The sequence below is a fragment of the Deinococcus budaensis genome (genome assembly GCF_014201885.1).
Lineage (GTDB): Bacteria > Deinococcota > Deinococci > Deinococcales > Deinococcaceae > Deinococcus > Deinococcus budaensis.
Genome location: NZ_JACHFN010000007.1, coordinates 55,090 through 77,091 on the forward strand (window position 1 = coordinate 55,090; position 22,002 = coordinate 77,091).

Below are 22,002 nucleotides of genomic sequence, written 5' to 3' on the forward strand. Positions count from 1 at the left end.
ACGCCCGGTCCAGCGACCCGTGGTAGGCCCGCCCAGGATCAGGGGAACGCCGCGTGGACGTGGTTCTGGTGGGAGCGGTCCGAGGTGTCTCGGTAGGCGTTGAAAGTCTGGGAGGGGCTTGACCCCGCAGCGATCAGGGCGTCGCGGGCGGCGGTGTGGGCGGGACCCGGCACGCCGAGGCTGGTGCCGTTCCACACGCCGATGTCCACCGCCCGTCCCCGGTAGTGGTCGGAACTGCGGCTGTGTCGTCCCCCGGCGAAGGAGGTCACATAGAACGTGTGGCCGCGGTTGGCGAGCCCCAGCAAGGCTTGAAGCATCCGGGGACTGAGGGGCACGGTGGGACTGCACTGGCGGGTGTCGTAACAGCCGCTCCGCGCGGGTTGGCCGTTCGCGGTGTCGAGGATGTTCTGCCGGGGGTTGCCGTTTGGCGTGGAACTGCTCGTCGCCAGGGTGATTCCTGGATGGTTGAGAATCTGGCGAGCGAGCCCGGCGGCGCTGGCCGTTCCCGGGGGGGGTGAGGTCGGCTGCCTGGGAGCGGCCCCCGGTGGGCGGGGCGCCCCCGCCGCGATCAGCGCTGCCTCCGTGACCGGGCCCACGACGCCGTCCACGGCCAGGCCCTTCTGCCCCTGAAAGGTTCGGACGGCGCTGCGGGTTTGGGAACCGATGATGCCGTCCACGGCCAGCCGCGTGCCGAGGACTTGATTGAGGGATCGCTGCACCCACCGGGCGTAGTCGGGACTGCTGCGATTCGGGGAGGCGGCGGGAGGAGCACCCGCGGGCGTACCGGTCGCCGGCGCCGCACCGCCGAGTCTCCCCCGGACAAACGAGGTGGCCTCGGCGACGGTGACGCTCCCGTCGCGGTTGACGTCCAGGGCGCTGTTCTGCGCGTAGGCGGTGGACGGGGTGCGGAAGAGCACGAAGTCTGCGCCGCGTCCGATGGCGTCCGGCCAGAGGATGGCCATGTAGACGTCCTCCAGCGTGGTCAGGCGTCCGCGGTAGGGAGCGAAGTACCGCGCCACGTCATCGAGCTGCTGCTCCGCCGTCATGGCGGCGAGGGCGCCCACGGTCGTCCCGAGCCGCTCGGCGGTCTTCGGCATGAACTGGATCAGGCCGGTCGCGCCGCTGGAAGGATTGACCGGCCGGGGGTCGAGCCGCGACTCGAAGCTCATGGCTGCCATCAGGAAGTTGGGGTCGGTCCCCAGGTCCCGGGCGATCCCGATGACCCGGAGCTTGAACGCCCGGCTGACATTCTCGCTGCCGGGAACGGAAGCCAGGCTCTCCGGCGTCGGCCCGGCGCCTCCCCACACCTCCGCCTCGGGTTCGGGTCCCTCGCTCGCCCGGCGCAGCGCCGCCATGGTGGACGGACCCAGGAGACCGTCCACCGGCAGGCCCTCACGGCGCTGGAAGCCGCGCAGGGCGCTGCGGGTCGGGGCGTCCAGCCGGCCGCTGGGCGGGAGCCGCAGGCCAAGCGCCGCGTTGAGGCTGCTCTGCGCCCAGCGTACGTCCTCCTCCCCCGGGTCGGGCGCGGTATGCATGTCCTGGGGGTGCATGGCCCACCAGACCCCGCGGCGGGGCCAGCACGCGCGGCAGCGGCACCCCGCCGGATGCACGTGCCGGACGATCCGCCGCCTGCCTGCCTCGGCCCGGCGGGGCTGACTCCTGAAGCGGGTGGCCTCGTCTCCCAGCTCGGTGGCGCGGGTCTGACACGCGGCGCACCCGCAGCCCGCGCGGTGGGTCGGAGGGCTGCCCACCGGGAGAACCTCCCCCTGCCTGCTGCCATTTCTGTTCATGTTCTCCCCTTTCGCAGAGCGGGCCACGGCCCCTGCCTCTCAGCGGGGCAGGCGGCCCCGAACCCGGGGTTCCTGGAAGACGGCGGGCGACCTCGCCGGGGCAGGACGCCCCGCTTCTGCCGTTCGAGCTGGCGCTGAAGGTGCGCCGAGGGGGGCAGGTAGCGGTCGGTGGTCGGAGCGTTGTCTGTCACATCGGCGCTCAAGTCCACACCCGCAACGGCGCGGTAGGCGTAGATGTACCCCTGGAGTTTCTGTCGCCAGAACCGCGCCCAGGCACCGGCTTGAAGCGCGTTGGCCGTTCTCCAGTTGCCAAGACGAACCGACAACAGGAGCTGTTCGCCGAACTGGGCCAGGTTGGCGAAGTGCGTGACCGAGCTATCGGTCCAGCCCTGGATGTTTTTCATGGCGACTTCACCATGACGATGGTGGACGCGCTGACGCGGTGCAAGGTCACGGTGGGTACTTTCTACAGCGCAGGCACAGGCACGCTGGAGGCCTGGGCCAAGCGGTGCTTTGATACCGCCAACGGCCAAGACACGGGCTGCACCCTGGGGATGGCCCGCAAGTATGCCGAGAGGTGCGGGTGCCCTGAGGCGCAAATGCGCCGCCGCCTTTCACCGCCAGCTCGCGGCGCGTGGCCTTGCCGCGACCGAGCATTACGCCGTGTGTGCCCAGGTCCTCCACCGCCATTGCGGTCAGAGCGAGGGCCTGGGCGGCCAGCCCGACGGGGGGAAAGACGCTGCATCCCCACCCCAATGGGAGCCAGCGCCTGTACGCCCACCACCCCCACACCGACCACTTGCCGCCGCCCTCCCCGCATGGGGCGCTGTTTCTGGGTCAGCCAGTTGGTGAAGCCCTCGAAGCGGGAGTGCCCCGTACGCCGCGTCCGTCCTGGTCATGGGTCGAGGGTGGGCCCTGGAGGTGACAGGGCTGTTCCCGCGGTGCACCGAAGCGCAGCGGTGTGCCCTCCCGCCGCGGTGGGCGGCCGCAGTCTCCCACTGCGCGAAAGATCGAACGGGACCCCGCATCCAGCCCCCGGGACTGGCCGGGGTCCGGCTCCTACACTTCGGCTTCATCAATAGGGGAAAGGCCGCTCAGGCCACCGGCAGGTGCCGTCTCGCGCCGGTCCAGACGTCGAGCAGTGAGCGGGAGAAGGGGCGGGCCAGCAGCAGCAGCAGGGCGAGCGCGAAGGCGAGGTTCCCACTCGTGAGCACCCCCAGCGGGACGATGGCGAGCGCGAACAGCGCCCCCAGCACGGCGCCCCAGCGCACCCACGCGGTTCTTCCCAGCAGGGCCAGGCCGACGCCCGCCTCGAACACGGCGAGGGCCAGCACGAAGGCCGCCGGGGCGAGGCCCACCACGGAATGGAAGAACCAGGCGTACAGCGGCACCGGGGAACTCCCTCCAAAGGTGACGTACGAGCCGGGGTCAGTAACGCCCACATACACGTTGACGCCCGACATGACGAGCATAAAGGCGGCCAGGACGTACCGGGCTGCGGCTGGCCGGAGCAGGCTCAGCGCGGCCAGGCCGAGCGCGAACAGCCACCAGATCACCACAGGCGTTAGCATCTTCATCGTTTCCTTCCCCGGGCGGGCTGACCCGGACAGGCTCAGCCTCCCCCGATCCAGTTACGGGAGGGTTACCGCCACCCCAGGCCCAGGAGTGCCGCTGGTGGGGCGGTGAGGTGGGGCCAGGACGGCCTGTCTCCCGTCGTAACGGCCGGGTAACTTTCCTATGGCACGGTAAGGTCGCGCCTGAGCAAAGCCCGCGTGGCCGCCGCGACCACCGCCACGCAGCCCCCGGGCCGGGGAGCTGGGCGACCAGGGGAGGATCACGATGACGACCGCCGCCGTGGAACTGCGTCGGGCCACCAAGCGCTTCGGACCTGTCCAGGCCCTGGGCGAGGTGAGTCTCCGGGTCGAGCCCGGCGAGGTCGTGGCGGTGCTCGGCCCCAACGGGGCGGGCAAGACCACCGCCATCAGCCTGCTGCTGGGCCTGCGCAAGCCCAGTTCCGGCACCGCGCGGGTGTTCGGGCTCGATCCTCGCCTTCCCGCCAGCCGCGCCCGAATCGGCGCCATGCTTCAGGACCCCGACACGCCGGGCCCGCTGCGGGTGCGCGAGTTGATCGAACTCTTCCGCCGCCTGTACCCCCGCGCCCTCCCCGCACGGGAGGTGCTGGGCCTCGCCCGCCTTCAGGACAAGGCGGACGCCTACCCCGCCCAGCTTTCCGGGGGGCAGCGGCAGCGGCTCTCCTTCGCCCTGGCGATCTGCGGCGACCCGGAGGTCTTGTTCCTCGACGAACCCAGCACCGGCCTCGACGTGGAGGCCCGCCACGCCCTGTGGGAACAGGTCGCCCGGCTGGCCGAGGCCGGTAAGACCGTCGTGCTCACCACCCACAACCTGGAGGAGGCCGACGCGCTCGCCGGGCGGGTCGTCGTCCTGAGCCGGGGCCGCATCGTGGCCGACGGCACCCCCGCCGAGATCAAGGCGCGGGTGGGCGGCAAGCACGTCCGCTTCCGTCTGGCGGGGGCCATCCCGGCACTCCTCGCGGCGCTGCCCGGGGTGGACCGCGTGGACGTGGCGGGCGAGGCGGTGAACCTGTACACCCGGCAGGCCGAGGATCTGCTGCGGGCCCTGCTGGGCACCGACTGGCCGGTGCGGGACATCGAGGTGACGGGCGCGGGGCTGGAGGAGGCGTTCGTGGAGATCACGAGGGAAAGGAGCCCCGCATGACCACCACCCATCTGCCCACCGCCCTGCCCGCGCGGCGTCCCCTGCGGGCCTTCGGCTCCCTCGTGTGGTGCGAGACCCTCAAGGTGGCGCGCAATCCGGCCCTCATGGTCCCTATCCTCGCCCTGCCGCTGATGCTCTTCGCCTTTTTCGGCTGGCCCGCGGTGGGGCAGCGGGATGCCACGGGGCAGGACGTCGGCACGGCGCTGTTGGTGGGGTTCGCGGCCTACAGCATGATGATGGTCGGCCTGTTCTCCTTCGGCGTTTCGGTCGCCACGGAGCGCGGGAGCGGCTGGCTCACCCGGCTGCGGGTCACGCCGCTGACCCCACTCGCCCTTTTCTCGGCCAAGGTCGTCATGGCGCTGCTGGTCGGTCTCCTCGCCCTGGTGCTGCTGTTCGCCTTTGCGGCGGGGGTGGGCGTGGCGCTGCCCCCGCTGACCTGGCTGGCCTTGCTCGGGCGGCTCCTGCTGGGGACGCTGCCCTTCGTGGTGTTGGGGCTGTGGATCGGGTACGCCTTTGCGCCGGGAGCCGCCGCCGGGGTCGCCAACCTGATCCTCCTCCCCGTCGCCTTCGCCTCGGGCCTGTTCGTGCCGCTGGACAGCTTGCCCGGCTTTCTGCGGACCCTCGCGCCGTACCTCCCCGCCTACCACAGCGCGGGCTTCGCCCAGGGCGCCCTGCGTGGCGAGGCGGGGCTGGATCACGCCCTGTGGCTTATGGCCTACACGCTGGCCTTCGCGCTGCTGGCGCTGTGGGCCTACGGGCGGGACGAGGGCCGGACTTATGGCTAGAGCGGCCGGGCCGGGCGAGCCACGCGGAGGGCGCGGCGCCGGTTCTGACCCTCAGGAGAGAGGAGCTGCGGTGAGCGCATGGCCGACAGACCCGGCGTGGCGCCCGCTCTACCGGGTGGGAGCGGCCTGCGCCGCCCTCTATGTCCTCCTGCTCCTGATTCCGCTGGTGCTGCTGGGCGTGGCCCCCCAGCCCCCGCTCTCGGGTGGAACGGCGATGCTCGACTACATCGCTGCCCACAAGGCGGTCTACCTCACCGAATTCGTCTCTTTCGTGGGCCTCAGCGTGCCCGCCATGGTCGTCTTCCTGGCGCTCACCGTAGCCCTTTGGCCCCTGAACCGGAGCTTCGCCGCGCTGGGAGGGCTGATCGGCATCGCCTCCGAGATCGTCGCGCTGGCGTACAACAGCAGCCCGCCCTCGCTGAACGGCGGCCTCCTGCTCCTCAGTGATCAGTTCGTGGCCACCACAGACCCCGCGCGCCGCAGCGCCCTCGCCACTGCCGCCGAGGGGTTGATGGCCGTCAGCAACGCCGTGAACGCTGCCGGTATCCTCACCGCGCTGGGCATCGGGCTGATCTCCCTGCCCATGCTGCGGGGGATCTTCCCTCGGCGTGTGGCCTGGCTGGGCATCGTGACCGGCGCGGTGGGCCTCGTGTGCGAAGCGCTGCGGGACCTGATCGGCGCCTGGTATCTCGTGTACGGCCTGCTGCTCCCGCTCTGGTTCCTGGCGGTGGGCTGGAGGCTGTCCCGGCTGGGCATGACCCAGGACGCGGCGAGGAGCACGGCCCACTCCACCTTGGGAGGACAGCGATGAACACAATCAGCTCGGACCCCTCGTTGGCTCGGCGGCAGACACCCGACGTTCTGGCTGGGGCAGGAGACGCCCCCTGGAAGCCGCTCTACCGGGTGGGCGCGGTGGCGGCCCTGGTCGTGGCCGCGCTGACCGTGGCCGGCGTGGTGACGTACGTCGTCTGGCCCCCGCCCCAGGGAACGGTGGCCGAGTGGTTCGCCCTGTTCCAGCGGAGCCCGCTTGAGGGGATGCTGGGGCTGGACCTCCCGGTACTCCTCTCGTTCCTCGCCAACATCCCGGTGGTCCTCGCCCTCGGCCTGGCCTTGCGGCGATCCGGCCCAGCGCTGATCACCCTCGCGGGGGCGCTCGCCGCCGTGGCGATCTCCACCCACCTCTCGTCGAGCCGCCTGTTCGAGATGCTCGCGCTGAGCGGGCAGTACGCCCGGGCGACGACGGACGCCGGGCGGGCGACCCTGGAGGCCGCGGGACAGTCCATGCTCACGACCTACCTCGGCGCGTCGGCCGGGCCGAACCCCCTGCCTGGATGGCATTACCAGGGCACCGCCTTCAACCTGAGCTTCGTCCTGTGGGCGGTCGCCGCCGTGTTGATCTCGGCCCTGATGCGGCGGGACGGGAGCTTTGGGCGGGTCGCCGGACCGCTGGGGATGGTCGGCCACGCCCTGGCGCTGGGCCTCTTCCTGCCGGGGGTCGGGGTCTGGCTCTCGCTGCTGTCGCTGCCCCTGCTGCTGGTCTGGTACCTCCTGATCGCGCGGGGCCTCTTGCGGCGGGGAAGGGGGACGGCATGAACACCCTGGTCGTCTACGACTCGCAGCACGGCAACACGGAGCGGGTCGTGCAGGCCATCGGGCGCGCGCTGGGTACCCCAGGGGAGGCCCAGGCCGTGCGCGTGGGTGAGGTCTCCCCGGGACGCTTGACGGGCTTGGAGCTGCTCGTCGGCTCCCCGACCCAGCGGTTCCGGCCCACACCCGCCATCACCGGGTGGCTGCGGTCCATTCCGGCGAATGGACTCGGGGGCGCTGGCGTGGCCGCCTTCGACACCCGCATCCCGGTGGCGGAGGCGGGGTCCGTCCTCCCGGGTTTCTTCGCCCGCCTCGCCGGGCCGGGAGCCTACGCGGCCCAGCACATCGCGGAAGGCGTTTCACCGCCCCGCTGAGCCAGTGCCCCTCGGCGGACCCCGCCTACGACGACTCGGCGGGCGTGCCCATCGAGGCTTTCATCTTCGGCGGGCAGCGCAGCACGGCGATGCCGCTGGGGTACCAGTCCTTCAACTGGACCTACGGGGTGTACGCCGCCGCCACGATGGGCAGCGAGACCACTGCCGCCGCGCTGGGCGCCACCGGGGAGGTCCGGCGCGACCCCTTTACGATGCTGCCTTTCGTCGGCTACCACATGGCCGACTACTTCAACCATTGGCTGGACTTTGGGCGTCACCTGCCGAACCCGCCGCGCGTCTTCCTCGTGAACTGGTTTCGCCGGGGCGACGGGGGGCAGTTCCTGTGGCCGGGCTTCGGCGAGAACATGCGGGTGCTGAAGGGGGTCGTGGACCGGGCCCACGGCCGCGCCGCTGCCATCGAGGGGCCGCTGGGCTGGATGCCCCGCTACGGCGACCTCGACTGGCGCGGGCTGGACTTCAGCGAGGAGCAGTTCAACACCCTGATAAGCGTGAACCGGGGCGTGTGGCAGCGCGAGCTGACCGAGCACGACGCCCTGTTCACCCGCCTGTACGACCAGCTGCCCAAGGAGTTTCTCTTTATCCGCGGGCTGGTCGTGTCGGGGCTGTGGCGGGCGCCGGAACACTGGGGGCCGGGACGGCCCCGCAACGGGTGACCGCCGATGCCGGGCCGTCACAGCAAGTCGAGCAGGACCCAGGCGAGCCCGGCCCCCAGGACCGCCATCGCCAGGCCCCAGGCCAGCAGCAGGCGAAAGACCCGCGCCCGGTCCACCTCCGCGGGCAGGGCGGCCAGGCAGAGGGCCCCGAGCGTCGAGAGGGGGCTCACGTCCACCATGTGGGAGCCCACGTCCACCGCGATGACGCCGCCCACCAGGCTGCCCGCCCCGACCTTGTGCAGCAGGTCCGGTACCAGCGGCACGAGCAGGGGCATCACCACCCCGGAGGAGGAGCTGCCCAGGCTCAGCAGCCCGGCCACAAAAGCCAGCAGGGCGTGAAAGAGGCCGGGCGCCGCGAGGCGGGCGAGCAGGTCGGTGGCGAGGTCGAGGCTGCCCGTCCCCTCCAGCAGGTTCACCAGCGTGCCGATCCCGCCCACGAGCAGGATCACGCCCCAGGGGAGGTCGCGGACGGCGCTCTCGGCGTCCCCCGCCCGCAGCAGGGTGAGGAGGGACGCCAGCACGAAGGCGGCGGCCGCGGCATTCACGCCCAGCAGCACCACGAGCACCAGGAACGCGGCGAGGACAGCCAGGGTGAGGCGGCGCACGGGGGTCAGTGGGGGAACGTCGGGAGGGTCGGCCGTCCCGCCCGCACCCGCCCGGACCCGCAGCCCCCCCAGCAGGAGGTAGGCCAGCCCGGCGCTGAGGGACTGGAGGGCGGCGACCCCCGCGAACACGGTGAGGGGCAGGGCGGGGTCGTTCAGCCCGAGGCCCTCCAAGAGCGTCACGTTGAGGCTGCCCGTCACCGCGACGGGGGAAAAGGTGCCCGCGTTCGCCCCAGTGCACAGCAAGATGGCCATCAGCAGCGGGGAGACCCCCGCGCGGACGGCGGCGGGGAGCGCCACGGGCGCGAGCAGGGCCACAGCGGCGATGTTGCCCGGCCCCAGCGCGGACAGCGCGAAGGCCAGTCCGAAAAATGTGAGGGGCAGGCGCTGCCCGCTGGGCCCGGCCGCGCGCAGCAGCCCCCCGGTCAGGACATCCAGCGTGCCGTTGCCCCCCGCGAGCCCGAACAGCAGCGAGACGCCAATCACCGTGAGGACCAGGGTGGACGGGAAGAGCCTGGCGATCTCGGCCGGGGCCAACCCGGCGCCCCAGCCGCCGACGGCGAACGCCGCCGCCAGCCCCAGCAGGCCCACGTTGAGGTCCGTCCGGACGATCCCGAGAAACAGCGTGGCGCCCAGCACCAGCAGCGCGAGGAGGGCGAGGGTCATGCGGGCAGGCTACCCCCGCCCCCGTTCCAGGTCGTTACGGGTGAGCTGGGGCCTAGACCAGGGTCAGCAGGTCCGCGAAGGGGCCGGCGCACCTGCCGTCACTGGTCAGCGGGCAGTTGTGGGTGAGGGGCGCGTCCGCCCGCTGCCCCCGCTGACAGATCGGCTCGCCCGCCTTGACCTGCTCGGCGAGGGCCACCGTCTCGGGCATCGGCGTATCACCTACCTCGGCGTGCAGAAAGCGCACGAAGCGGCGGTAGTGCTCGGTCGCCGCGTACTTGCCCTCGATCACCGAGAGGCAGGTCATCAGCTTCTGGTGGTGGTTCTCCCCGATGTAGGGGTCGGCCCGCAGCGCCGTCACCATGTCCCGCACCGCGAGGTCGCAGTGCAGGTGTTCGCAGTGCAGCAGGGACCGCTCTATGCACGCCCGCGTGTACACGGCCCGGTACTCCTCCCGGGCGGCCTCGGCCCACTCGGCCCGCAGGTGGGGCAGGAAGTCCCCCGTGTAGGTCTCGATGGCCCGGTTCAGCGCGAAGAACCGGGCGTCTCCCTGCGCGTGTTGCGCCCGGTCCAGCGAGGCGTAGAGCTGGAAGACGTCGCTGGCGCGCAGCACCTCGTCCGAGAGGTGGTAGGTGCCGGACTCCTCCACGACGCTCTCGGGGCTGCCCAGGGCCGCGCGGACGCGGTGCAGCGCGACGCGAAAACGGTTGCCGCTGCGTTCTCCGGCGTCCTCCTGCCAGAGCGCGTCGATGATCTCGTCTCGGGTCGGCCCGGCGGGCCGGGCCAGCAGGAAGAACACGAGGTTACGCGCGCTCTCCGCCCCCCACTTCACGGGCAGGCTGTCCCACAGAACTTCGACGTGTCCCAGCGACCGAAGCGTCAGACCAGCCATGCACCACCTCGGGAAGGGCGTGGAGGGGAGGGAAAGGGGTGCCTGCCAAACCGCAACCTTAACGTTCTTTCATCTTAGGTGGCCTCCTCGTGAGAAGTAATGAGAAGACCAGCGGCGGTCATACGGGCGAGCGGGACGGACATTGAATGCCCGCCGCCGTTCCCGGGGGGAGGGGCCACCGCGAGGCACCGGCACCTCACTGCTGGATTCCCCCCCCACTTCACGGCTCGGACCGCGCTCCGTCAACGCCAGGATGGGCGGCACGGTGACGGTCGCCCAGCACCTGAACCCAGCGGGACGGGACGGCCTCAGAGGGTGGGCGGCTTCCGGTCAGGTGCACGGGCAGGGCGCTGAGCCGCGCGAGATTCACCGCGAACTTCCCGAGGGCGTCGTCGGTGAGGCCCCCCGCCCCGCTGATCCCCAGGACGATCAGGTCGGCGGCGTGCTTACGGGCGTAGTGCGCGATGGCCCCCTGCACGTCGTGATCCCTCACGGGCAGGACGACCCGGGCGGGCGGGCGGCGCGCCCCCGCCGCGAGCGTTTCCAGGTGACGGTCCGCCGAGGTCCGTTCAGGGGGGGTGTCGCGTTCCAGGATGTGCAGGAGAGTGACGCGCCCACCCAGGGCGCGGGTGAGATCGTAGGCGTGGTGTGCCGCAGGGTGGCAGGCGGGGTGGTGATCCACGGGCACGAGAAGGTGCCGGAACATAGGTGCTCCTTTCCCACAGTTCGGGGCTGCTGCCTCACCCGGCCCGTGGGGTGTAACCGGGGGGTTACGAACCCCCCGCGGGGCCGGATGCGGAGGCCCGGAGGGCAGGCTCGGCGCGACCCATCACCCCGGGCTCCCCTGAAGCCGGGGCGCGAGCAACAGCCCCGCGGGGATGACGACGCTCACCAGGCTGCCGGGGTTCGGCGGGCCGGAGTCCAGCCCCGTGAGCACCAACGGCAGCAGCGTCGCCGCGAGCAGGGCGGGCTGCCACCAGGTCCAGCCGAACACGAACGCCAGCGCGGCCACCAGGAAGCCCACGGCGGCCACGACCCACAGTGCGGCGAACACCGCCGTGCCCCCGTGCCCAGGTCGAGGTGCCCATCCACCACCGTCGTCGTGTACGGCAGCCCCTGGACCTCCGCCAGCCGCAGGTACGCCGTGAAGCCCATCAGGTGAATCAATCCGTGCAGGGCGGGGACCAGCCCTGCTCCCCAGTGCAGCATGTTCGTCATCCCCCTCACTGCCCCCTCTGCCGCACGTACTCGCGCACGTCGGCGTTGTAGACGACCTCCTCGGTGGTGAACACGGCCCACGGGCGGCCCTGGTCCAGCCAGAGTGCCGCGCTCTCCCGCGGCAGCGTCATCCCGCCGAACTCGCCCCAATCCAGCGTCTGGTTGAGCCAGAGGGTCTTCTCCTGGCTCGCCGGCCCGTGGTAACGCATCGACTCGAAGAGGGTCGGCCGTCCGGTCGCGGGGTCGAACCTCACCACGTACGTCTCGCGTTCCTCTCCGAAGGGCACGCTCAGCAGCGCCGTCTCGTCGTTCACGGCCGTCCAGTGCACGCGGGGATCGGTGAGGTACACAGAGGGCATCCAGACCGTCTCCGACCACAGTCCCAGGTTCGCGCCCTGCGCCCCCTTGGGATCGCCGACGCTCGACGGGAAGGGGCGGGGCAACTCCTGGCGACTCACCCCGTCCAGGTACGACTCGTTCACCCGCAGCAGGGGGAGGCCGAACCACGTTGCCTCGATGTAGTGGCGGTAGTTCCGCCCAGACTCATGGACGAAGCGGAAGCGCGCGGGAAAGGCCGGGCCGCCGGGAATGAAGCGTAGACTTGCCCGGCCCGTGACCACGGCGGAGGTGATCACCGGGATGAACTCGCCGTACGTCTGGCGGTAAAAGCGCTGGACCGGGGCAGGCAGCCCGGCGGGCAGGGGCACCGCCTCCGGCGTGCTCAGCCTGGCCGGGTACGCGGGGAAGGGCTGGGGCTGGACCTGCAAGCCCGCCCATCCCAGCAGGGCGAGACCGGCGAGGATACCCGCGCTCCACCCGAGGGGACGGCGCCAGCCGACACGGCGGCGGGCGGCGCGGCCCGCGGAGTGGGCGGCGGTGATGCGAAGGTGTCGGGTGTTCATACGGCCTCCATCTCGGACCGGGTCGTGGCCCCGGCCAAGTTCTCCAGGCCCTCGGCGCGCTCCAGCCGTTCGCGCAGGTCCCGCGCGAAGCGGGCGGCGGGCGCGCCGTCCACGAGGTCGTGGTCGAAATCCAGCGTCAGGCTCAGCAACTCGCGTGGCACGATTCTCCCGTCCACGACCGCGGGTTTCTCCCCGATGCCGCCGACGGTGACCGACAGTGTGTGGACGGGCAGGGCCAGGCCCCAGCCGCCCCCCGGGCCGAACATCCCCAGGCAGGTCAGGCCCACGGTGCCGAATCGCGCCTTCCACACGTGGGGGTGGCGGCTCACCCAGCTGTAGACGGCGCGCCGCACGGGACCGGGCAGCCGCAAGAACAGGTCGGCCAGCCGCGCCTGCCGCCCGCTGGGACTCGCCCCCGGGTGGGCCTGCACCGCGCGCAACTCGTCGTGCAGCTCACGCAGGGAACGGCGGTTCGCCGCGCGCAGGATGTGGGCGAGTGGAAAGGACCGACCCTGGGCCGTGACCTCGACGATGACGCCCACGTCCACGTCGTCGAACACGACGATGCGGCCCCGCCCGTCGCGGTAGGCGTGCAGGCTCCGGTCGGCGTCCACGGCATGGGCCAGGCAGGAAGCGATGAAAGCGGTGAAGGAGCGCGTCTCCCCGGTGGCCGCGTGGTGCTGCCGCAACCGCTCGCGGGCGGAGGTCACGTCCACCTCGATCAGGCCGCGAATGGTGGGCCTGTGCCGAGCGAAACGCGCCGCGTCCACGACCACCTGCCGCGAGCGGGGGAAGGGGAAGACGTGGGAGGGGCTTCGGCTCATGGTCGGTCCTTTCTCGCGCTGTGGATCAGCCGCTCCCCGCCGCCCGCGCCCGAACGGCGGGAAGGAGGACCCGCCTACGCTGGATGGGGAGGAGGCAGGTTCGCCAGACGCGGCTCACGCGGCCTGCGCCACCACAGCCACAGGGCGCCAAGGGTGAGCAGCAGCGCGCTAAAGGTCACCAGCCCTCCCAGGACGGGCACCTGGGCGAGCAGGGCCAGGACGAGGGCGCCCACCAGAACGGCCGTGAGAGGCTGAACCGGATGCCCAGGCCGCACCGCTCCGGCCAGCCACCTCCCTAGCAGGAAGGCAGCCAAGCCCTGGGCGGCAAACCACGCTGCCCAGGTGAGCAGCGCCCCGACCCCCAGCAGCACGGGCGCCCCGATCAGTGCGAGGGGCAACCCCAGATTCCACAGCCCCAGCACGCTGAGCCCCACAGCGACGAGCACGGTGGCGCCCGCAAAGGTCAGCACCGCGAGGGGGAAGCCCACGAAGGTGAGCGCCCCGTACCCCAGGCTGGCCCCCGGCAGGGCGCGCAGCCGCGCGGTGATCGCCGTGAGGGGACCGCGCGCCAGCCACACCAGGAGCAGCCCCGCGAGCGCGACGGCCACGAAGTCACGCAGGAAGTTCAGCCCCACGTTCGTCGTCTTCACGGCCACCGGCGCCCGCACGTTCGGCACCCGCGGGGCGGCCAGTGGCGCGTACTCCACCCGCCCCGCCACGGCGCCCTGCGGGAGGGTGGGCCGGTCCGGCATCCGCAGGGTGAGGTTCCCGTCCACTCGCCCGCCTTCGCTGAAACGCACGCCGGAGGGGAGGGGGTCGGGGCGGGCCACCCCGGGCGTCCAGTTCTGCGGCCAGGTGGCGCGGTTGTCCACATCGAAACGGGCGTCGCCGCCGATGGGGCCGCCCACCTCCACCCCGTAGGCGCCGACATAGGCGTTGCGGGCGACGGTGCCGTTCAGCCTGGTCTGGGCGCCGCCAAAGGCCACGTCCCGCCCAATCCGCGCGCCGGGCGCCACGTCGAGGCCCACCCCGGCGGCGAGGAGGTCGCGCCCGATGGCCGCGCCCCCGCCCACCCGCAGCACCGAGCCCGCGAGCCGGGCGCTGCCCGTCACCCGGCCTCCCAGGGTGACGCTCTGCCCGGCCGCCCAGACGTTGCCGCCCACCGGGCCGTTCACGCGCACGGTGTTCCCCGCCGTGATCAGGTCGCCGGTGACGGCGCCGTCAATCTGCACGTCCTGGCCGGCCACGTACAGGTCATCGCGGATCACCTCGCTGGCGGGGACGCGCACCACATCCCCCGTCCGCCACGACAGCCCGGGCGCGCTTCCGCCCAGGGCAAGGCCGACGAGCAGGGCGCTCGTCCGGTGGGTCAACTTCACTCGTTCTCGCTGGTCGCGCATGGCGAACCCCCTGGGGCCACACCTGGGCCTGCCCTCCGGCGCGGCTTCCACCGGGTGTTCCCGACCCCTCTGGCCTGGATGCTGGGGCCTGCCTGTTACGTGGGGGTTACCACCCGGGACTTCACTGGGAGCGCCCGCCCTGCACGCGGCGGACGTGGGCCTCTCGGTTTCAGGGGTAGTGGACGTGCCGCGCGAGGCGGCGGACTTCGTGCTGCTCTTTCGCGACCTAGCGGTGCTGGGACGCGGCATCCGGCGGGGGCGGGTGACCTTTGTTCACCCGCTGAAGGCCGTGTTCACGACCACCCGCGCGAACTTCGGGAACTATGCTGAGCATGGCGGGCACGGCCCTGTGCCTGCCATGCCTGCCGCCGCTGCCCAAGCCGACTCCGCTGAACGACTTCCTCCCGGACCTGCCCAGCATGGCAAGTGCCGCTGACCGGGTGGACCCCGAACTCGGCGCTGGCCCGCGCCACTGGGATCCCCGCTTCATCGGGCGCTTGGTGACGGTCTTCGGGCCCGTCCGCTCAGCCTTCGACTTCCTGACTGTCGGGGTGCGGCTCTCCCTGCTGCGAGCCAAACCGGCCGAGTTCCGCACTGCGTGGGTTCGCGGAGTCGCTGCTCACCGAACTCGTCGTCACGCTCATCATGCGGACGCGCCGCGTGCCCTTCTGGCGCACCGTTCCCGGGAGGCTGCTGGGCGGGTCCACCGTCCTCGTCATCCTGCTCGCGCTGATCTTGCCCCACACCCCCCTCGCCCCGGCGTTCGGGTTCGTGCCGCTGCCGCCAGGGCCGCTCGCGGCCATCCTCGGGATCACCGTCCTTGTACATGCTGGCCACGGACGCGGTGAAAGGTGCTGTCTACCGCCGGGTGGGGGAGGCGGGGGCGGTAACCCCCCGGTAACACCCGGGGCCGAAGCTGGGCCTGGAAAGGAGGGCTTGCCATGACGGACCAGACGAAGACGGCCCCGCAAAACACGCCCGCCCAGGCCCCGCCTCCGGTTGTGGAGGAGCTGGAGGTGACCGGCGCGGAACTCGTGGCGCAGGTGCGCCACCTCGCCCGCGAGGGAAATGCCCGGCGGGTCACCATTTTCAGCGAGGAGGGCGAGGAGCTGCTCAGCATGTCCCTCACCCTGGGCACCGTGGCGGGCGGCCTGGTGGTGCTCTCCGCGCCCGCCCTCGCCGCGCTGGGGGCGCTGGCGGCCCTGGTGACCCACGTGAAGGTCGTGGTGACCCGGGACACGCCGGACGCGGGGCCTCCGGTTCGCGCTGATCCCTGACGCCCGAAATTCATCCTTCCCGGTCCGGGCCGCGGCCGCACAGCGGCCCAGAGGAGCCCCTATGCAACGGCGAGAGTTCACGAACGGGTGGGGCTGGCTGCTGCTCGGCATCGGCCTGCTGGCCCTGCTCGCCAACTTTGGCGTGTTGACCAGCGTGTCCGGTCTGCTGTGGGGCGTGCTGTTCGGCCTGGGCGGCGCGTTCTTCCTGGGGCTGGCCCTGCGCCGCGCCGGGGACTGGTGGGCCTTTATTCCCGGCGGGGTGCTGTTCGGGCTGACGCTCGCCACGGCCTCGAACGGGGCCACCTGGGGCGGAGCCGCCTTTCTGACATCTATTGGGGCGGGCTTTCTGCTCATCGCCGGGCGGCACCCCGAGCACTGGTGGGCCGTCATCCCCGGCGGGGCGGTGCTGTCGGTCGCGCTGACGGCCGCTTTCCCGGGCCAGTTCGGCGGGGCCCTGCTCTTCCTGGGGCTGGCGCTCACGTTCCTGGTGCTGGCCCTGCTACCCCCGGCGCGGACCCATGGGGGGACCCACCGCTGGGCGTGGTACCCCGCCGCTGGGGCCCTCGCGCTCGCCGTGCTGAGCGGCGGTTGGTTCTCGGGCGCCCTGGGCACCCTGTGGCCACTCGCCCTGATCGCCCTGGGCGGCGTGCTGCTTTTCGTCCCGCGCCGCGGGCGGCGCTGAGAGGGGGAAGACGGTATGAGTGATCCTGTCGCGTCCGGTGCGGGCGGGGGGCTGGGGAGACGGCCGCCCTCCCTGGTGGGGCCCCTGGTCCTGATCGCCCTGGGGCTGCTGTTCCTGCTGACCAACCTGGGGGTGCTGTCCCCCGGCGTGTGGGACACCCTGTGGCGGCTGTGGCCCTTCGCCCTGATCGCCGTGGGGGTGGAGGTGCTGGTGGGGCGCCGGACCCGCTGGGGCGGCCTCGCCGTGCTGGGGGTGTTCGCCGTCGCCGCCGTCGTGGGCGTGTGGTGGAGCGTCCGGACCCCCGCGGGGGCTGCGCTGACCGATCAGCCAGTCCGGGTCGCCGTGCCCGCCGGGGTCCACCGGGCGGAATTGACCCTGCGCTCCGGGGTCTCGCAGCTCGCCCTGCGGGCTGGGAACCGGGGCGACCTCGTGAGTGGGCAAGTGCAGATTGCCCGGAACGAGCGGCTCACGAACGAGTCCAGCCAGCGCGGGGGGACGGCGGTGGTCCAGGTGGCCGTGAGCGGGTCCTCGTCCGGCAGCTTTACTGGGCAGAACACGCCGCGTTGGACCCTCGCGCTGGCCCCCACGCTTCCCTGGACGCTGAACGTCTCGACCGGGGTGGGGCGGGCGGACCTCGACCTGCGGAACCTGCGGGTGACGGACCTGACGCTCGCGGGCGGGGTGGGTGAGACGACGGTGACCCTCCCGGCGCGGGGCGAGACCCGGGCGGACATTCGCAGCGGGGTGGGGGCGCTGACCGTCCGCCTCCCGGCGGGGCTGGCGGCCCGGGTGGTCGCCAACGCGGGCCTGGGCGCGGTGCAGGTGACCCTCCCCGTCACGCGGGATGGGGACACCTCCGTGATTGGGGACCCGGGCACCAACCCCAACCGGGCAGAGGTGCGGGTGAACGGGGGCGTGGGGCGGGTCCTCATCGAGCGCGCACCCTGAGACGCTCGGCGGGGATCGGGGGCCCCCACTCGCTCCCCGCCGCCAACCTCACTGGGGGAGGGCGCCTGGCGGTCCGCCCTCCCCCGGAACACCCGCCCGGTGACGGCAGGGGCGAAGTGAGAACGGCCGGGGCCACCGGGCACCGTCAGTACACGCCGGGGAGGAATCGGCGAACGCGCCGCTGGTAGGCCGGGTACTCTGGGAAGTGCCGCGTCAGGCGGCGTTCCTCGTCCCGGGCCTTGCGGTCGAACAGGAGGGCAAGCCCGCCGCTCAGCCCCAGCGCCCCCCGGTGCCCGTGAGCCAGCGCCCAGCCCAGCGAGGCCAGGAGCAGCCCTCCGTAGACCGGATGGCGGGCCAGGGCATAGGGGCCAGTCTGCACGAGCTGCCCTTCCGTCCGTGGCTCGGGCAGGGGCGTGAGGTTGGGGCCCAGGCGCAGACCACTCCAGCCCACGAGGGTGCCTCCAGCCAGCACCAGGGCGGTGCCCGCGACCCGCAGCCCCCGTGGCGTCCCCCAGCGAGGTCGCAGCAGCGGCAGGGCCACGATCCCGGCGAGCAGGAGGGCCTGGGCCGCCACGTACCCTTCTCCCCGGGCGTTCCAGCGGTGTTCGAATGCGGTCATGTGGTCCCTCCTCAGTGCGGGAGCCGGTCTTTCAAGACGCCATACAGATACGTCCCCAGCAGCGCGAACGCCAGCACGATCAGGATGGGCCACACCCCGGCCCCCAGCAGCACGAAAATCGGTCCCGGACACACGCCCGCCAGCCCCCAGCCCACCCCGAAGGTCAGGCCGCCGAACACGTAGCGCCGCCAGCCCTTGTCCTTGGCGGTCACCTGAATCGTCTGCCCGTCCCGACTTTTGAGGCCACTGCGGCGCAGCAGCATCGTGGTCACCATCCCGGTCAGCACCGCCGAGCCGATCAGCCCGAACATGTGGAAGGCCTCGAAGCGGAACATCTCCTGAATGCGGTACCAGCTCGCCGCCTCCGATTTGACCAGCACGGCGCCGAAGTATAGCCCGGCGAGGAGGTAGGCGAGCAGGCCGGTCGCCGCGCGGGTGGTGGAGGTGGACTGGGGGTGAACACCGGAAATGTTGGGGGCACTGGTCACCGGATCACCGCCATGAAGAGCGGGAGCAGGAAGTTCGCGCTGAGGATGCCGCCCACGAAAAAGGACACCGTGGCGATCAGGCTGGGAGCTTGCAGGGTGCTCAGCCCGGTGATGGCGTGCCCGGAGGTGCAGCCGCCCCCGTAGCGGGTGCCGAAGCCGACGAGCAGGCCGGAGAGGGCGAGCAGCAGCCACACGCCGGGACTGCCCAGGTCGGTCAGTTCGGCGGGCACCAGGCCGGGCCGCAGCTCCACGCCGAGGTCCCGAATGGACTGCGCGCCCGCCGCGCTCAGCCGGGCAGGTTCCGGGTCGGCGAGCAGCGCGCCCGCCACGAAGCCGCCCAGGATCAGGCCGCCCGCGAACACGAGGTTCCACCGTTCCCTCCGCCAGTCGTAGCGGAAGAAACCGGGCCTGACCCGTTCGGGCAGCAGGATCGCGCAGGCGTGGCGCAGGTTCGACGAGATGCCAAAGGACTTGTTGCCGAGCCACAGCAGCAGCGGCACCGTCAGGCCGATCAAGGGGCCGCCCACGTACCAGGGCCAGGGCGAGCGCAGAAAGTCGAGCAGTTCAGTCATGCGGGCAGGAACCTCGAAAAAGGGGGGGTGAGGAGGTGGAGTTCGGGCACGGCCTTACCGGGCCAGACGCGCCTGGGCGGCCGCAGGAGGACTGAGCACCCTGGGCACGTTCGTCGCCAGCACGTACAGGCCCATCACGACCAGGAAGCCCGCAAAGCCGCGTTTCAGGCTGTCGTTGGAAACCTTCTTACCCAGCCGGGCACCCAGAAAGCTCCCCGCGATGCCGATGGCGGTGAAGGTCAGGATCAGGTCCCAGTGCATGGACAGGTTGTGCTCGGCGAGGACGTGCGTGTACTTGGAAAAGCCCGCGAAGCTCTTGGCCGCGATGATCAGCAGGCTGGTCCCCACCGCGAGGCTCATGGGCAGTCCGCCCAGCAGCACCAGCGCGGGGATGATCAGAAATCCCCCGCCCACGCCGACCAGCCCGGTCAGGACGCCCACGCCCAGCCCCTCCAGGCCGATCTTGAGAGGAGAGCGGGGATGGGGGGCGGGCTGAACCTCCCCCCGCTGCGGGCGGAACATCATGGCGGCGGCGAGCAGCATCACCACGGCGAACAGCAGCAGCTGCACCGCGCCGGAGAGGAACACGCTCAGGGCCGCGCCCAGGAAGGTGCCCGTCACGCCGGGAACGCCGAACCACAGCACCGAGCGCCAGTCGATCTGCCGCTTCAGCGCGTAGGGGATGGCCCCGACCAGGCTGATGCCGCCCACGATGGCGAGCGATTCGGCAATCGCCAGCTTCTCCGGCTCGCCCACCAGGTAGACCAGCACCGGGACCGTCAGGATGGAGCCGCCCGACCCCAGCAGCCCCAGCGAGAGGCCGATCAGGGCCGCGCCGACGAGGGCGAGGATCACGGCCGCCCGCCCCGGTGCAGTTCCCGGCTCCCCTGCACCCAGGCCGCCGTGCCGCCCGAGCGGTTCAGCAGGCCCGTCTTGCCCAGCCTCGCCAGAGAGGCCGCCGCCTGCGAGGAGCGGTGGCCGCCCGCGCGGATCAGAACGGTGTTCGGCCTGGTCCCGTCCTCGCGCCCGGCGAGTTCGCTGAGGGGGAGGTTCACGGCGCCGGGGACGTGTCCGGCCTCATACTCGCCGCGCTCGCGCCCGTCCACGAGGCGGGCACCCCCGCGCCGCCTGCCCCCGAGTTCAGTGATGAAGATGTGCTGGTAGGTCATGGGACCACTCGCTTTCATGGAAGACGGAGGCGGCGCGAATCCTGCCGCCTCCGGGAAGGGCGTTTCAGGCGGGTTGTTCCTGCCTCTGGGCTTTTGCCCAGGCGTCGTACCCCCCGGCGAGTTCCAGCACGCCGAAGCCCTCGGCGCGCAGCAGGCTCGCGGCGGCGGCGCTGCGTGCCCCGCCCTGGCAATGCACGACGATCTCACGGTCACGCGGCAGGGTGCCGAGCTTCCAGGGCAGGCGTCCAGCGTGGAGCTGCCGGGCGCCGGGGATGTGCCCCTCCTCGTACTCGGTCTTCGCTCGAACGTCCAGAATCAGGGCGTCCGGGTGTTGCGGCAGCTCGGTCGCTGGGATGGGCGGCGCGGGGACCGTTTCCAGATCCTCGGCGCTGGAGACGAAGCCCACCACCCGGTCCAGCCCCACCATCCACAGGCGGCGGCGCAGGGCCTCGGCACGGCCCTCGGGGGCCAGCAGAATCAGCTCGCGGTCGGGGGTCAGCAGCCACCCCGCCCAGGTCTCGAAGGTCTTGCCGTCGGGGAGGTTCACGCTCCCCACGGGCGCGGCGGCCTGATGCTCTTCCTTCTTGCGGGTGTCGATGAGGCGGGCACCGGCGGCGAGCTTCGCCTTCACGTCCTCGGCGCTCAGCTCGGCCAGCGGCTTCACCTCGCCCAGCAGAGCGGGGCCGCCCCGGTTTTCCAGCTTCATCCGCCCGTAGTACAGCGGCGCGTCAGGCTGGCCCGAGAGCAGCTCCTTCGTGAACGCCGCCTCGTCGCCCCGCTCGACCATATGGCCCCACCAGCTCAGCGCCCGCTCGTAGCCGACGGTTGTGGTGGGCACCGCCCCCAGCGCCTTGCCACACGCACTCCCCGAGCCGTGACCGGGCCAGACCTGCACGTAGTCGGGCAGGGTCAGGAACCTGTCGCGCAGACTGGCGAACATCTGCCGCGCGCCCTCGAAGCGGGTGTCCTGGCCGCCCGCCGCCTCGTCGAGCAGGTCGGGTCGGCCCAGATCGCCCACGAACACGAAGTCGCCCGTCAGGATCATGCCCGGCGTGTCCCCGCGCGGGGTATCGGTGACGAGGAAGCTCAGGTGCTCCGGCGTGTGACCGGGGGTATGCACCGCCTGAATGCGGACGTGGCCGACCATGAAGGTGTCGCCGTCGCGCAGCCTCTCCTGGTGGCCGTCCTGATAGGTGTACCGCCAGCCCTCGCCGCCCTCGTCGGAAAGCAGGAGCCGCGCGCCCGTGGCCTGGGCCAGCTCCCGGGCGCCGGAGAGGTAGTCGGCGTGGATGTGCGTCTCGGTGACGTGGGTGACCCGCAGCTTCTGGGCCTGGGCCTCCTCCAGATACCGGGAGATGTCCCGCACCGGGTCCACCACCAGGCACTCGCCAGTCTGCTGACAGCCGACCAGGTAGGACGCCTGGGCCAGGTCGTCGTCGTAGAAACGTTGGAAGTACATGCCCGGATCGTATACCCCCTCCCCCTATCCTGTCAAATACCCCAGGGGGTATACTGGAAGCATGACCGCGAGCGTGCCCGTGAGTGACCATCAAGCCGAGAAGACGAGGATTCTTAACCGCCTGCGCCGCCTGGAGGGGCAGATTCGGGGCCTCCAGAAGATGGTGGAGGAGGAGAAGGGCTGCGTGGAGGTGATGAGCCTGTACGCCAGCGCGAGGAGTGCCCTGGAGTCCACCGGGGACGTGATTCTGGAAACCTACGTCGAGATGTGCCAGGCGCGCGGCGAGAAGCCCGCCGACCTCGTGAAACTGCTCAAGCTCGCCCGCTGAGGAGGGCGGCGCG

The 22,002-nt window shown here is 71.8% G+C and carries 28 protein-coding genes; 11 read left to right on the plus strand and 17 right to left on the minus strand.

The features are described 5' to 3' along the window. Positions 1-38 precede the first annotated feature (38 nt). The 3 genes from HNQ09_RS10470 to HNQ09_RS10480 form a co-directional block, all read right to left on the minus strand. Positions 39-1,550, minus strand: a complete 1,512-nt coding sequence (locus HNQ09_RS10470) for a peptidoglycan-binding protein (RefSeq protein ID WP_184028837.1) — start codon at positions 1,548-1,550, stop codon at positions 39-41. A 236-nt stretch (positions 1,551-1,786) separates the two neighbouring features. Then, positions 1,787-2,194, minus strand: coding sequence for a hypothetical protein (locus tag HNQ09_RS10475; protein WP_184028839.1), 408 nt, complete (start codon positions 2,192-2,194; stop codon positions 1,787-1,789). 690 nt (positions 2,195-2,884) lie between these two features. Beyond that, entirely contained in the window at positions 2,885-3,361 is a 477-nt protein-coding gene (locus tag HNQ09_RS10480) for a hypothetical protein (protein ID WP_184028841.1), read from the minus strand. 268 nt (positions 3,362-3,629) lie between these two features. Between HNQ09_RS10480 and HNQ09_RS10485 the strand changes: the two genes are divergently transcribed. The 6 genes from HNQ09_RS10485 to HNQ09_RS10505 all read left to right on the plus strand — a co-directional run bounded on the left by HNQ09_RS10485 (position 3,630) and on the right by HNQ09_RS10505 (position 7,946). Continuing rightward, a complete protein-coding gene (locus HNQ09_RS10485; RefSeq protein WP_184028843.1) occupies positions 3,630-4,526 on the plus strand; it encodes an ABC transporter ATP-binding protein in 897 nt (298 codons plus the stop codon). Continuing rightward, on the plus strand, positions 4,523-5,311 hold the full coding sequence (locus HNQ09_RS10490; RefSeq protein WP_184028845.1) for an ABC transporter permease: 789 nt from the start codon (positions 4,523-4,525) through the stop codon (positions 5,309-5,311). The genes HNQ09_RS10485 and HNQ09_RS10490 overlap by 4 nt, the downstream gene beginning before the upstream one ends. 70 nt (positions 5,312-5,381) lie before the next feature. Next, positions 5,382-6,122 carry a hypothetical protein gene (locus tag HNQ09_RS10495; RefSeq protein WP_184028847.1) on the plus strand — a complete coding sequence of 247 codons (741 nt, stop codon included), beginning with the start codon at positions 5,382-5,384 and terminating at the stop codon, positions 6,120-6,122. Continuing rightward, positions 6,119-6,904, plus strand: a complete 786-nt coding sequence (locus tag HNQ09_RS10500; protein WP_184028849.1) for a hypothetical protein — start codon at positions 6,119-6,121, stop codon at positions 6,902-6,904. Before HNQ09_RS10495 ends, HNQ09_RS10500 begins: the two co-directional genes overlap by 4 nt. Further along, the gene (locus tag HNQ09_RS18905; RefSeq protein ID WP_246363285.1) at positions 6,901-7,272 is read left to right on the plus strand and encodes a flavodoxin family protein; all 372 of its coding nucleotides are present in this window, start codon (positions 6,901-6,903) and stop codon (positions 7,270-7,272) included. The genes HNQ09_RS10500 and HNQ09_RS18905 overlap by 4 nt, the downstream gene beginning before the upstream one ends. Next, positions 7,269-7,946 (plus strand): phosphoenolpyruvate carboxykinase domain-containing protein, encoded by a 678-nt coding sequence (locus HNQ09_RS10505; protein ID WP_246363302.1) that lies wholly within the window; start codon positions 7,269-7,271, stop codon positions 7,944-7,946. The genes HNQ09_RS18905 and HNQ09_RS10505 overlap by 4 nt, the downstream gene beginning before the upstream one ends. A 17-nt stretch (positions 7,947-7,963) precedes the next feature. Here the strand turns inward: HNQ09_RS10505 and HNQ09_RS10510 are convergent, their stop codons facing one another. The 7 genes from HNQ09_RS10510 to HNQ09_RS10540 all read right to left on the minus strand — a co-directional run bounded on the left by HNQ09_RS10510 (position 7,964) and on the right by HNQ09_RS10540 (position 14,447). Beyond that, positions 7,964-9,214: an SLC13 family permease gene (locus HNQ09_RS10510; protein WP_184028854.1), complete on the minus strand. Its 1,251-nt coding sequence runs from the start codon at positions 9,212-9,214 to the stop codon at positions 7,964-7,966. Between the two features lie 52 nt (positions 9,215-9,266). Continuing rightward, complete coding sequence (locus tag HNQ09_RS10515; RefSeq protein ID WP_184028856.1) at positions 9,267-10,103, minus strand: AfsR/SARP family transcriptional regulator; 837 nt, start codon at positions 10,101-10,103, stop codon at positions 9,267-9,269. Between the two features lie 220 nt (positions 10,104-10,323). Continuing rightward, complete coding sequence (locus HNQ09_RS10520) at positions 10,324-10,809, minus strand: universal stress protein (protein WP_184028858.1); 486 nt, start codon at positions 10,807-10,809, stop codon at positions 10,324-10,326. Between the two features lie 123 nt (positions 10,810-10,932). Beyond that, complete coding sequence (locus HNQ09_RS10525; RefSeq protein ID WP_184028860.1) at positions 10,933-11,157, minus strand: hypothetical protein; 225 nt, start codon at positions 11,155-11,157, stop codon at positions 10,933-10,935. 169 nt (positions 11,158-11,326) lie between these two features. Further along, the gene (locus HNQ09_RS10530; RefSeq protein ID WP_184028862.1) at positions 11,327-12,223 is read right to left on the minus strand and encodes a DUF6544 family protein; all 897 of its coding nucleotides are present in this window, start codon (positions 12,221-12,223) and stop codon (positions 11,327-11,329) included. Further along, positions 12,220-13,047 carry a 2-oxo acid dehydrogenase subunit E2 gene (locus tag HNQ09_RS10535; RefSeq protein WP_184028864.1) on the minus strand — a complete coding sequence of 276 codons (828 nt, stop codon included), beginning with the start codon at positions 13,045-13,047 and terminating at the stop codon, positions 12,220-12,222. The genes HNQ09_RS10530 and HNQ09_RS10535 overlap by 4 nt, the downstream gene beginning before the upstream one ends. A gap of 74 nt (positions 13,048-13,121) precedes the next feature. After that, complete coding sequence (locus HNQ09_RS10540; RefSeq protein WP_184028867.1) at positions 13,122-14,447, minus strand: hypothetical protein; 1,326 nt, start codon at positions 14,445-14,447, stop codon at positions 13,122-13,124. A gap of 178 nt (positions 14,448-14,625) precedes the next feature. Here HNQ09_RS10540 and HNQ09_RS10545 point away from each other — a divergent pair, with 178 nt between their 5' ends. After that, positions 14,626-14,883, plus strand: coding sequence for a hypothetical protein (locus HNQ09_RS10545; protein ID WP_184028869.1), 258 nt, complete (start codon positions 14,626-14,628; stop codon positions 14,881-14,883). Positions 14,884-14,971: 88 nt separating this feature from the next. Here HNQ09_RS10545 and HNQ09_RS10550 read toward each other — a convergent pair whose 3' ends face one another. Continuing rightward, entirely contained in the window at positions 14,972-15,166 is a 195-nt protein-coding gene (locus HNQ09_RS10550; protein WP_184028871.1) for a hypothetical protein, read from the minus strand. Between the two features lie 222 nt (positions 15,167-15,388). Between HNQ09_RS10550 and HNQ09_RS10555 the strand changes: the two genes are divergently transcribed. The 3 genes from HNQ09_RS10555 to HNQ09_RS10565 all read left to right on the plus strand — a co-directional run bounded on the left by HNQ09_RS10555 (position 15,389) and on the right by HNQ09_RS10565 (position 17,354). Further along, positions 15,389-15,724 (plus strand): DUF4342 domain-containing protein, encoded by a 336-nt coding sequence (locus HNQ09_RS10555; RefSeq protein ID WP_184028873.1) that lies wholly within the window; start codon positions 15,389-15,391, stop codon positions 15,722-15,724. Between the two features lie 61 nt (positions 15,725-15,785). Next, positions 15,786-16,406, plus strand: a complete 621-nt coding sequence (locus tag HNQ09_RS10560) for a hypothetical protein (protein ID WP_184028875.1) — start codon at positions 15,786-15,788, stop codon at positions 16,404-16,406. A gap of 15 nt (positions 16,407-16,421) precedes the next feature. Then, on the plus strand, positions 16,422-17,354 hold the full coding sequence (locus tag HNQ09_RS10565; protein WP_184028877.1) for a LiaF transmembrane domain-containing protein: 933 nt from the start codon (positions 16,422-16,424) through the stop codon (positions 17,352-17,354). A 145-nt stretch (positions 17,355-17,499) separates the two neighbouring features. On the opposite strand, the gene HNQ09_RS10570 is transcribed toward HNQ09_RS10565, so the two are convergent. The 6 genes from HNQ09_RS10570 to HNQ09_RS10595 all read right to left on the minus strand — a co-directional run bounded on the left by HNQ09_RS10570 (position 17,500) and on the right by HNQ09_RS10595 (position 21,661). Further along, complete coding sequence (locus HNQ09_RS10570) at positions 17,500-17,973, minus strand: methyltransferase family protein (RefSeq protein WP_184028879.1); 474 nt, start codon at positions 17,971-17,973, stop codon at positions 17,500-17,502. An 11-nt stretch (positions 17,974-17,984) separates the two neighbouring features. Then, positions 17,985-18,461 (minus strand): DUF6691 family protein, encoded by a 477-nt coding sequence (locus tag HNQ09_RS10575; protein WP_184028882.1) that lies wholly within the window; start codon positions 18,459-18,461, stop codon positions 17,985-17,987. After that, positions 18,458-19,033: a YeeE/YedE family protein gene (locus HNQ09_RS10580; RefSeq protein ID WP_184028884.1), complete on the minus strand. Its 576-nt coding sequence runs from the start codon at positions 19,031-19,033 to the stop codon at positions 18,458-18,460. The genes HNQ09_RS10575 and HNQ09_RS10580 overlap by 4 nt, the downstream gene beginning before the upstream one ends. 54 nt (positions 19,034-19,087) lie before the next feature. Continuing rightward, on the minus strand, positions 19,088-19,888 hold the full coding sequence (locus HNQ09_RS10585; RefSeq protein ID WP_184028886.1) for a TSUP family transporter: 801 nt from the start codon (positions 19,886-19,888) through the stop codon (positions 19,088-19,090). Continuing rightward, positions 19,885-20,202: a rhodanese-like domain-containing protein gene (locus HNQ09_RS10590; protein WP_184028888.1), complete on the minus strand. Its 318-nt coding sequence runs from the start codon at positions 20,200-20,202 to the stop codon at positions 19,885-19,887. Before HNQ09_RS10590 ends, HNQ09_RS10585 begins: the two co-directional genes overlap by 4 nt. A gap of 64 nt (positions 20,203-20,266) precedes the next feature. After that, positions 20,267-21,661 (minus strand): MBL fold metallo-hydrolase, encoded by a 1,395-nt coding sequence (locus HNQ09_RS10595; RefSeq protein ID WP_184028890.1) that lies wholly within the window; start codon positions 21,659-21,661, stop codon positions 20,267-20,269. A 61-nt stretch (positions 21,662-21,722) separates the two neighbouring features. On the opposite strand from HNQ09_RS10595, the gene HNQ09_RS10600 reads away from it, so the two are divergent. Next, positions 21,723-21,989 carry a metal-sensitive transcriptional regulator gene (locus HNQ09_RS10600; RefSeq protein WP_184028892.1) on the plus strand — a complete coding sequence of 89 codons (267 nt, stop codon included), beginning with the start codon at positions 21,723-21,725 and terminating at the stop codon, positions 21,987-21,989. Positions 21,990-22,002 lie beyond the last annotated feature (13 nt).

Bases quoted from the DNA above. Each gene is read 5' to 3' on its own strand.
- HNQ09_RS10470 (WP_184028837.1), bottom strand. From the start codon at position 1,550: ATGCACCCCCAGGACATGCATACCGCGCCCGACCCGGGGGAGGAGGAC.
- HNQ09_RS10475 (WP_184028839.1), bottom strand. From the start codon at position 2,194: ATGAAAAACATCCAGGGCTGGACCGATAGCTCGGTCACGCACTTCGCC.
- HNQ09_RS10480 (WP_184028841.1), bottom strand. From the start codon at position 3,361: ATGCTAACGCCTGTGGTGATCTGGTGGCTGTTCGCGCTCGGCCTGGCC.
- HNQ09_RS10485 (WP_184028843.1), top strand. From the start codon at position 3,630: ATGACGACCGCCGCCGTGGAACTGCGTCGGGCCACCAAGCGCTTCGGA.
- HNQ09_RS10490 (WP_184028845.1), top strand. From the start codon at position 4,523: ATGACCACCACCCATCTGCCCACCGCCCTGCCCGCGCGGCGTCCCCTG.
- HNQ09_RS10500 (WP_184028849.1), top strand. From the start codon at position 6,119: ATGAACACAATCAGCTCGGACCCCTCGTTGGCTCGGCGGCAGACACCC.
- HNQ09_RS18905 (WP_246363285.1), top strand. From the start codon at position 6,901: ATGAACACCCTGGTCGTCTACGACTCGCAGCACGGCAACACGGAGCGG.
- HNQ09_RS10510 (WP_184028854.1), bottom strand. From the start codon at position 9,214: ATGACCCTCGCCCTCCTCGCGCTGCTGGTGCTGGGCGCCACGCTGTTT.
- HNQ09_RS10515 (WP_184028856.1), bottom strand. From the start codon at position 10,103: ATGGCTGGTCTGACGCTTCGGTCGCTGGGACACGTCGAAGTTCTGTGG.
- HNQ09_RS10520 (WP_184028858.1), bottom strand. From the start codon at position 10,809: ATGTTCCGGCACCTTCTCGTGCCCGTGGATCACCACCCCGCCTGCCAC.
- HNQ09_RS10530 (WP_184028862.1), bottom strand. From the start codon at position 12,223: ATGAACACCCGACACCTTCGCATCACCGCCGCCCACTCCGCGGGCCGC.
- HNQ09_RS10535 (WP_184028864.1), bottom strand. From the start codon at position 13,047: ATGAGCCGAAGCCCCTCCCACGTCTTCCCCTTCCCCCGCTCGCGGCAG.
- HNQ09_RS10540 (WP_184028867.1), bottom strand. From the start codon at position 14,447: ATGCGCGACCAGCGAGAACGAGTGAAGTTGACCCACCGGACGAGCGCC.
- HNQ09_RS10550 (WP_184028871.1), bottom strand. From the start codon at position 15,166: ATGACGAGGACGGTGGACCCGCCCAGCAGCCTCCCGGGAACGGTGCGC.
- HNQ09_RS10555 (WP_184028873.1), top strand. From the start codon at position 15,389: ATGACGGACCAGACGAAGACGGCCCCGCAAAACACGCCCGCCCAGGCC.
- HNQ09_RS10560 (WP_184028875.1), top strand. From the start codon at position 15,786: ATGCAACGGCGAGAGTTCACGAACGGGTGGGGCTGGCTGCTGCTCGGC.
- HNQ09_RS10565 (WP_184028877.1), top strand. From the start codon at position 16,422: ATGAGTGATCCTGTCGCGTCCGGTGCGGGCGGGGGGCTGGGGAGACGG.
- HNQ09_RS10570 (WP_184028879.1), bottom strand. From the start codon at position 17,973: ATGACCGCATTCGAACACCGCTGGAACGCCCGGGGAGAAGGGTACGTG.
- HNQ09_RS10580 (WP_184028884.1), bottom strand. From the start codon at position 19,033: ATGACTGAACTGCTCGACTTTCTGCGCTCGCCCTGGCCCTGGTACGTG.
- HNQ09_RS10590 (WP_184028888.1), bottom strand. From the start codon at position 20,202: ATGACCTACCAGCACATCTTCATCACTGAACTCGGGGGCAGGCGGCGC.
- HNQ09_RS10595 (WP_184028890.1), bottom strand. From the start codon at position 21,661: ATGTACTTCCAACGTTTCTACGACGACGACCTGGCCCAGGCGTCCTAC.
- HNQ09_RS10600 (WP_184028892.1), top strand. From the start codon at position 21,723: ATGACCGCGAGCGTGCCCGTGAGTGACCATCAAGCCGAGAAGACGAGG.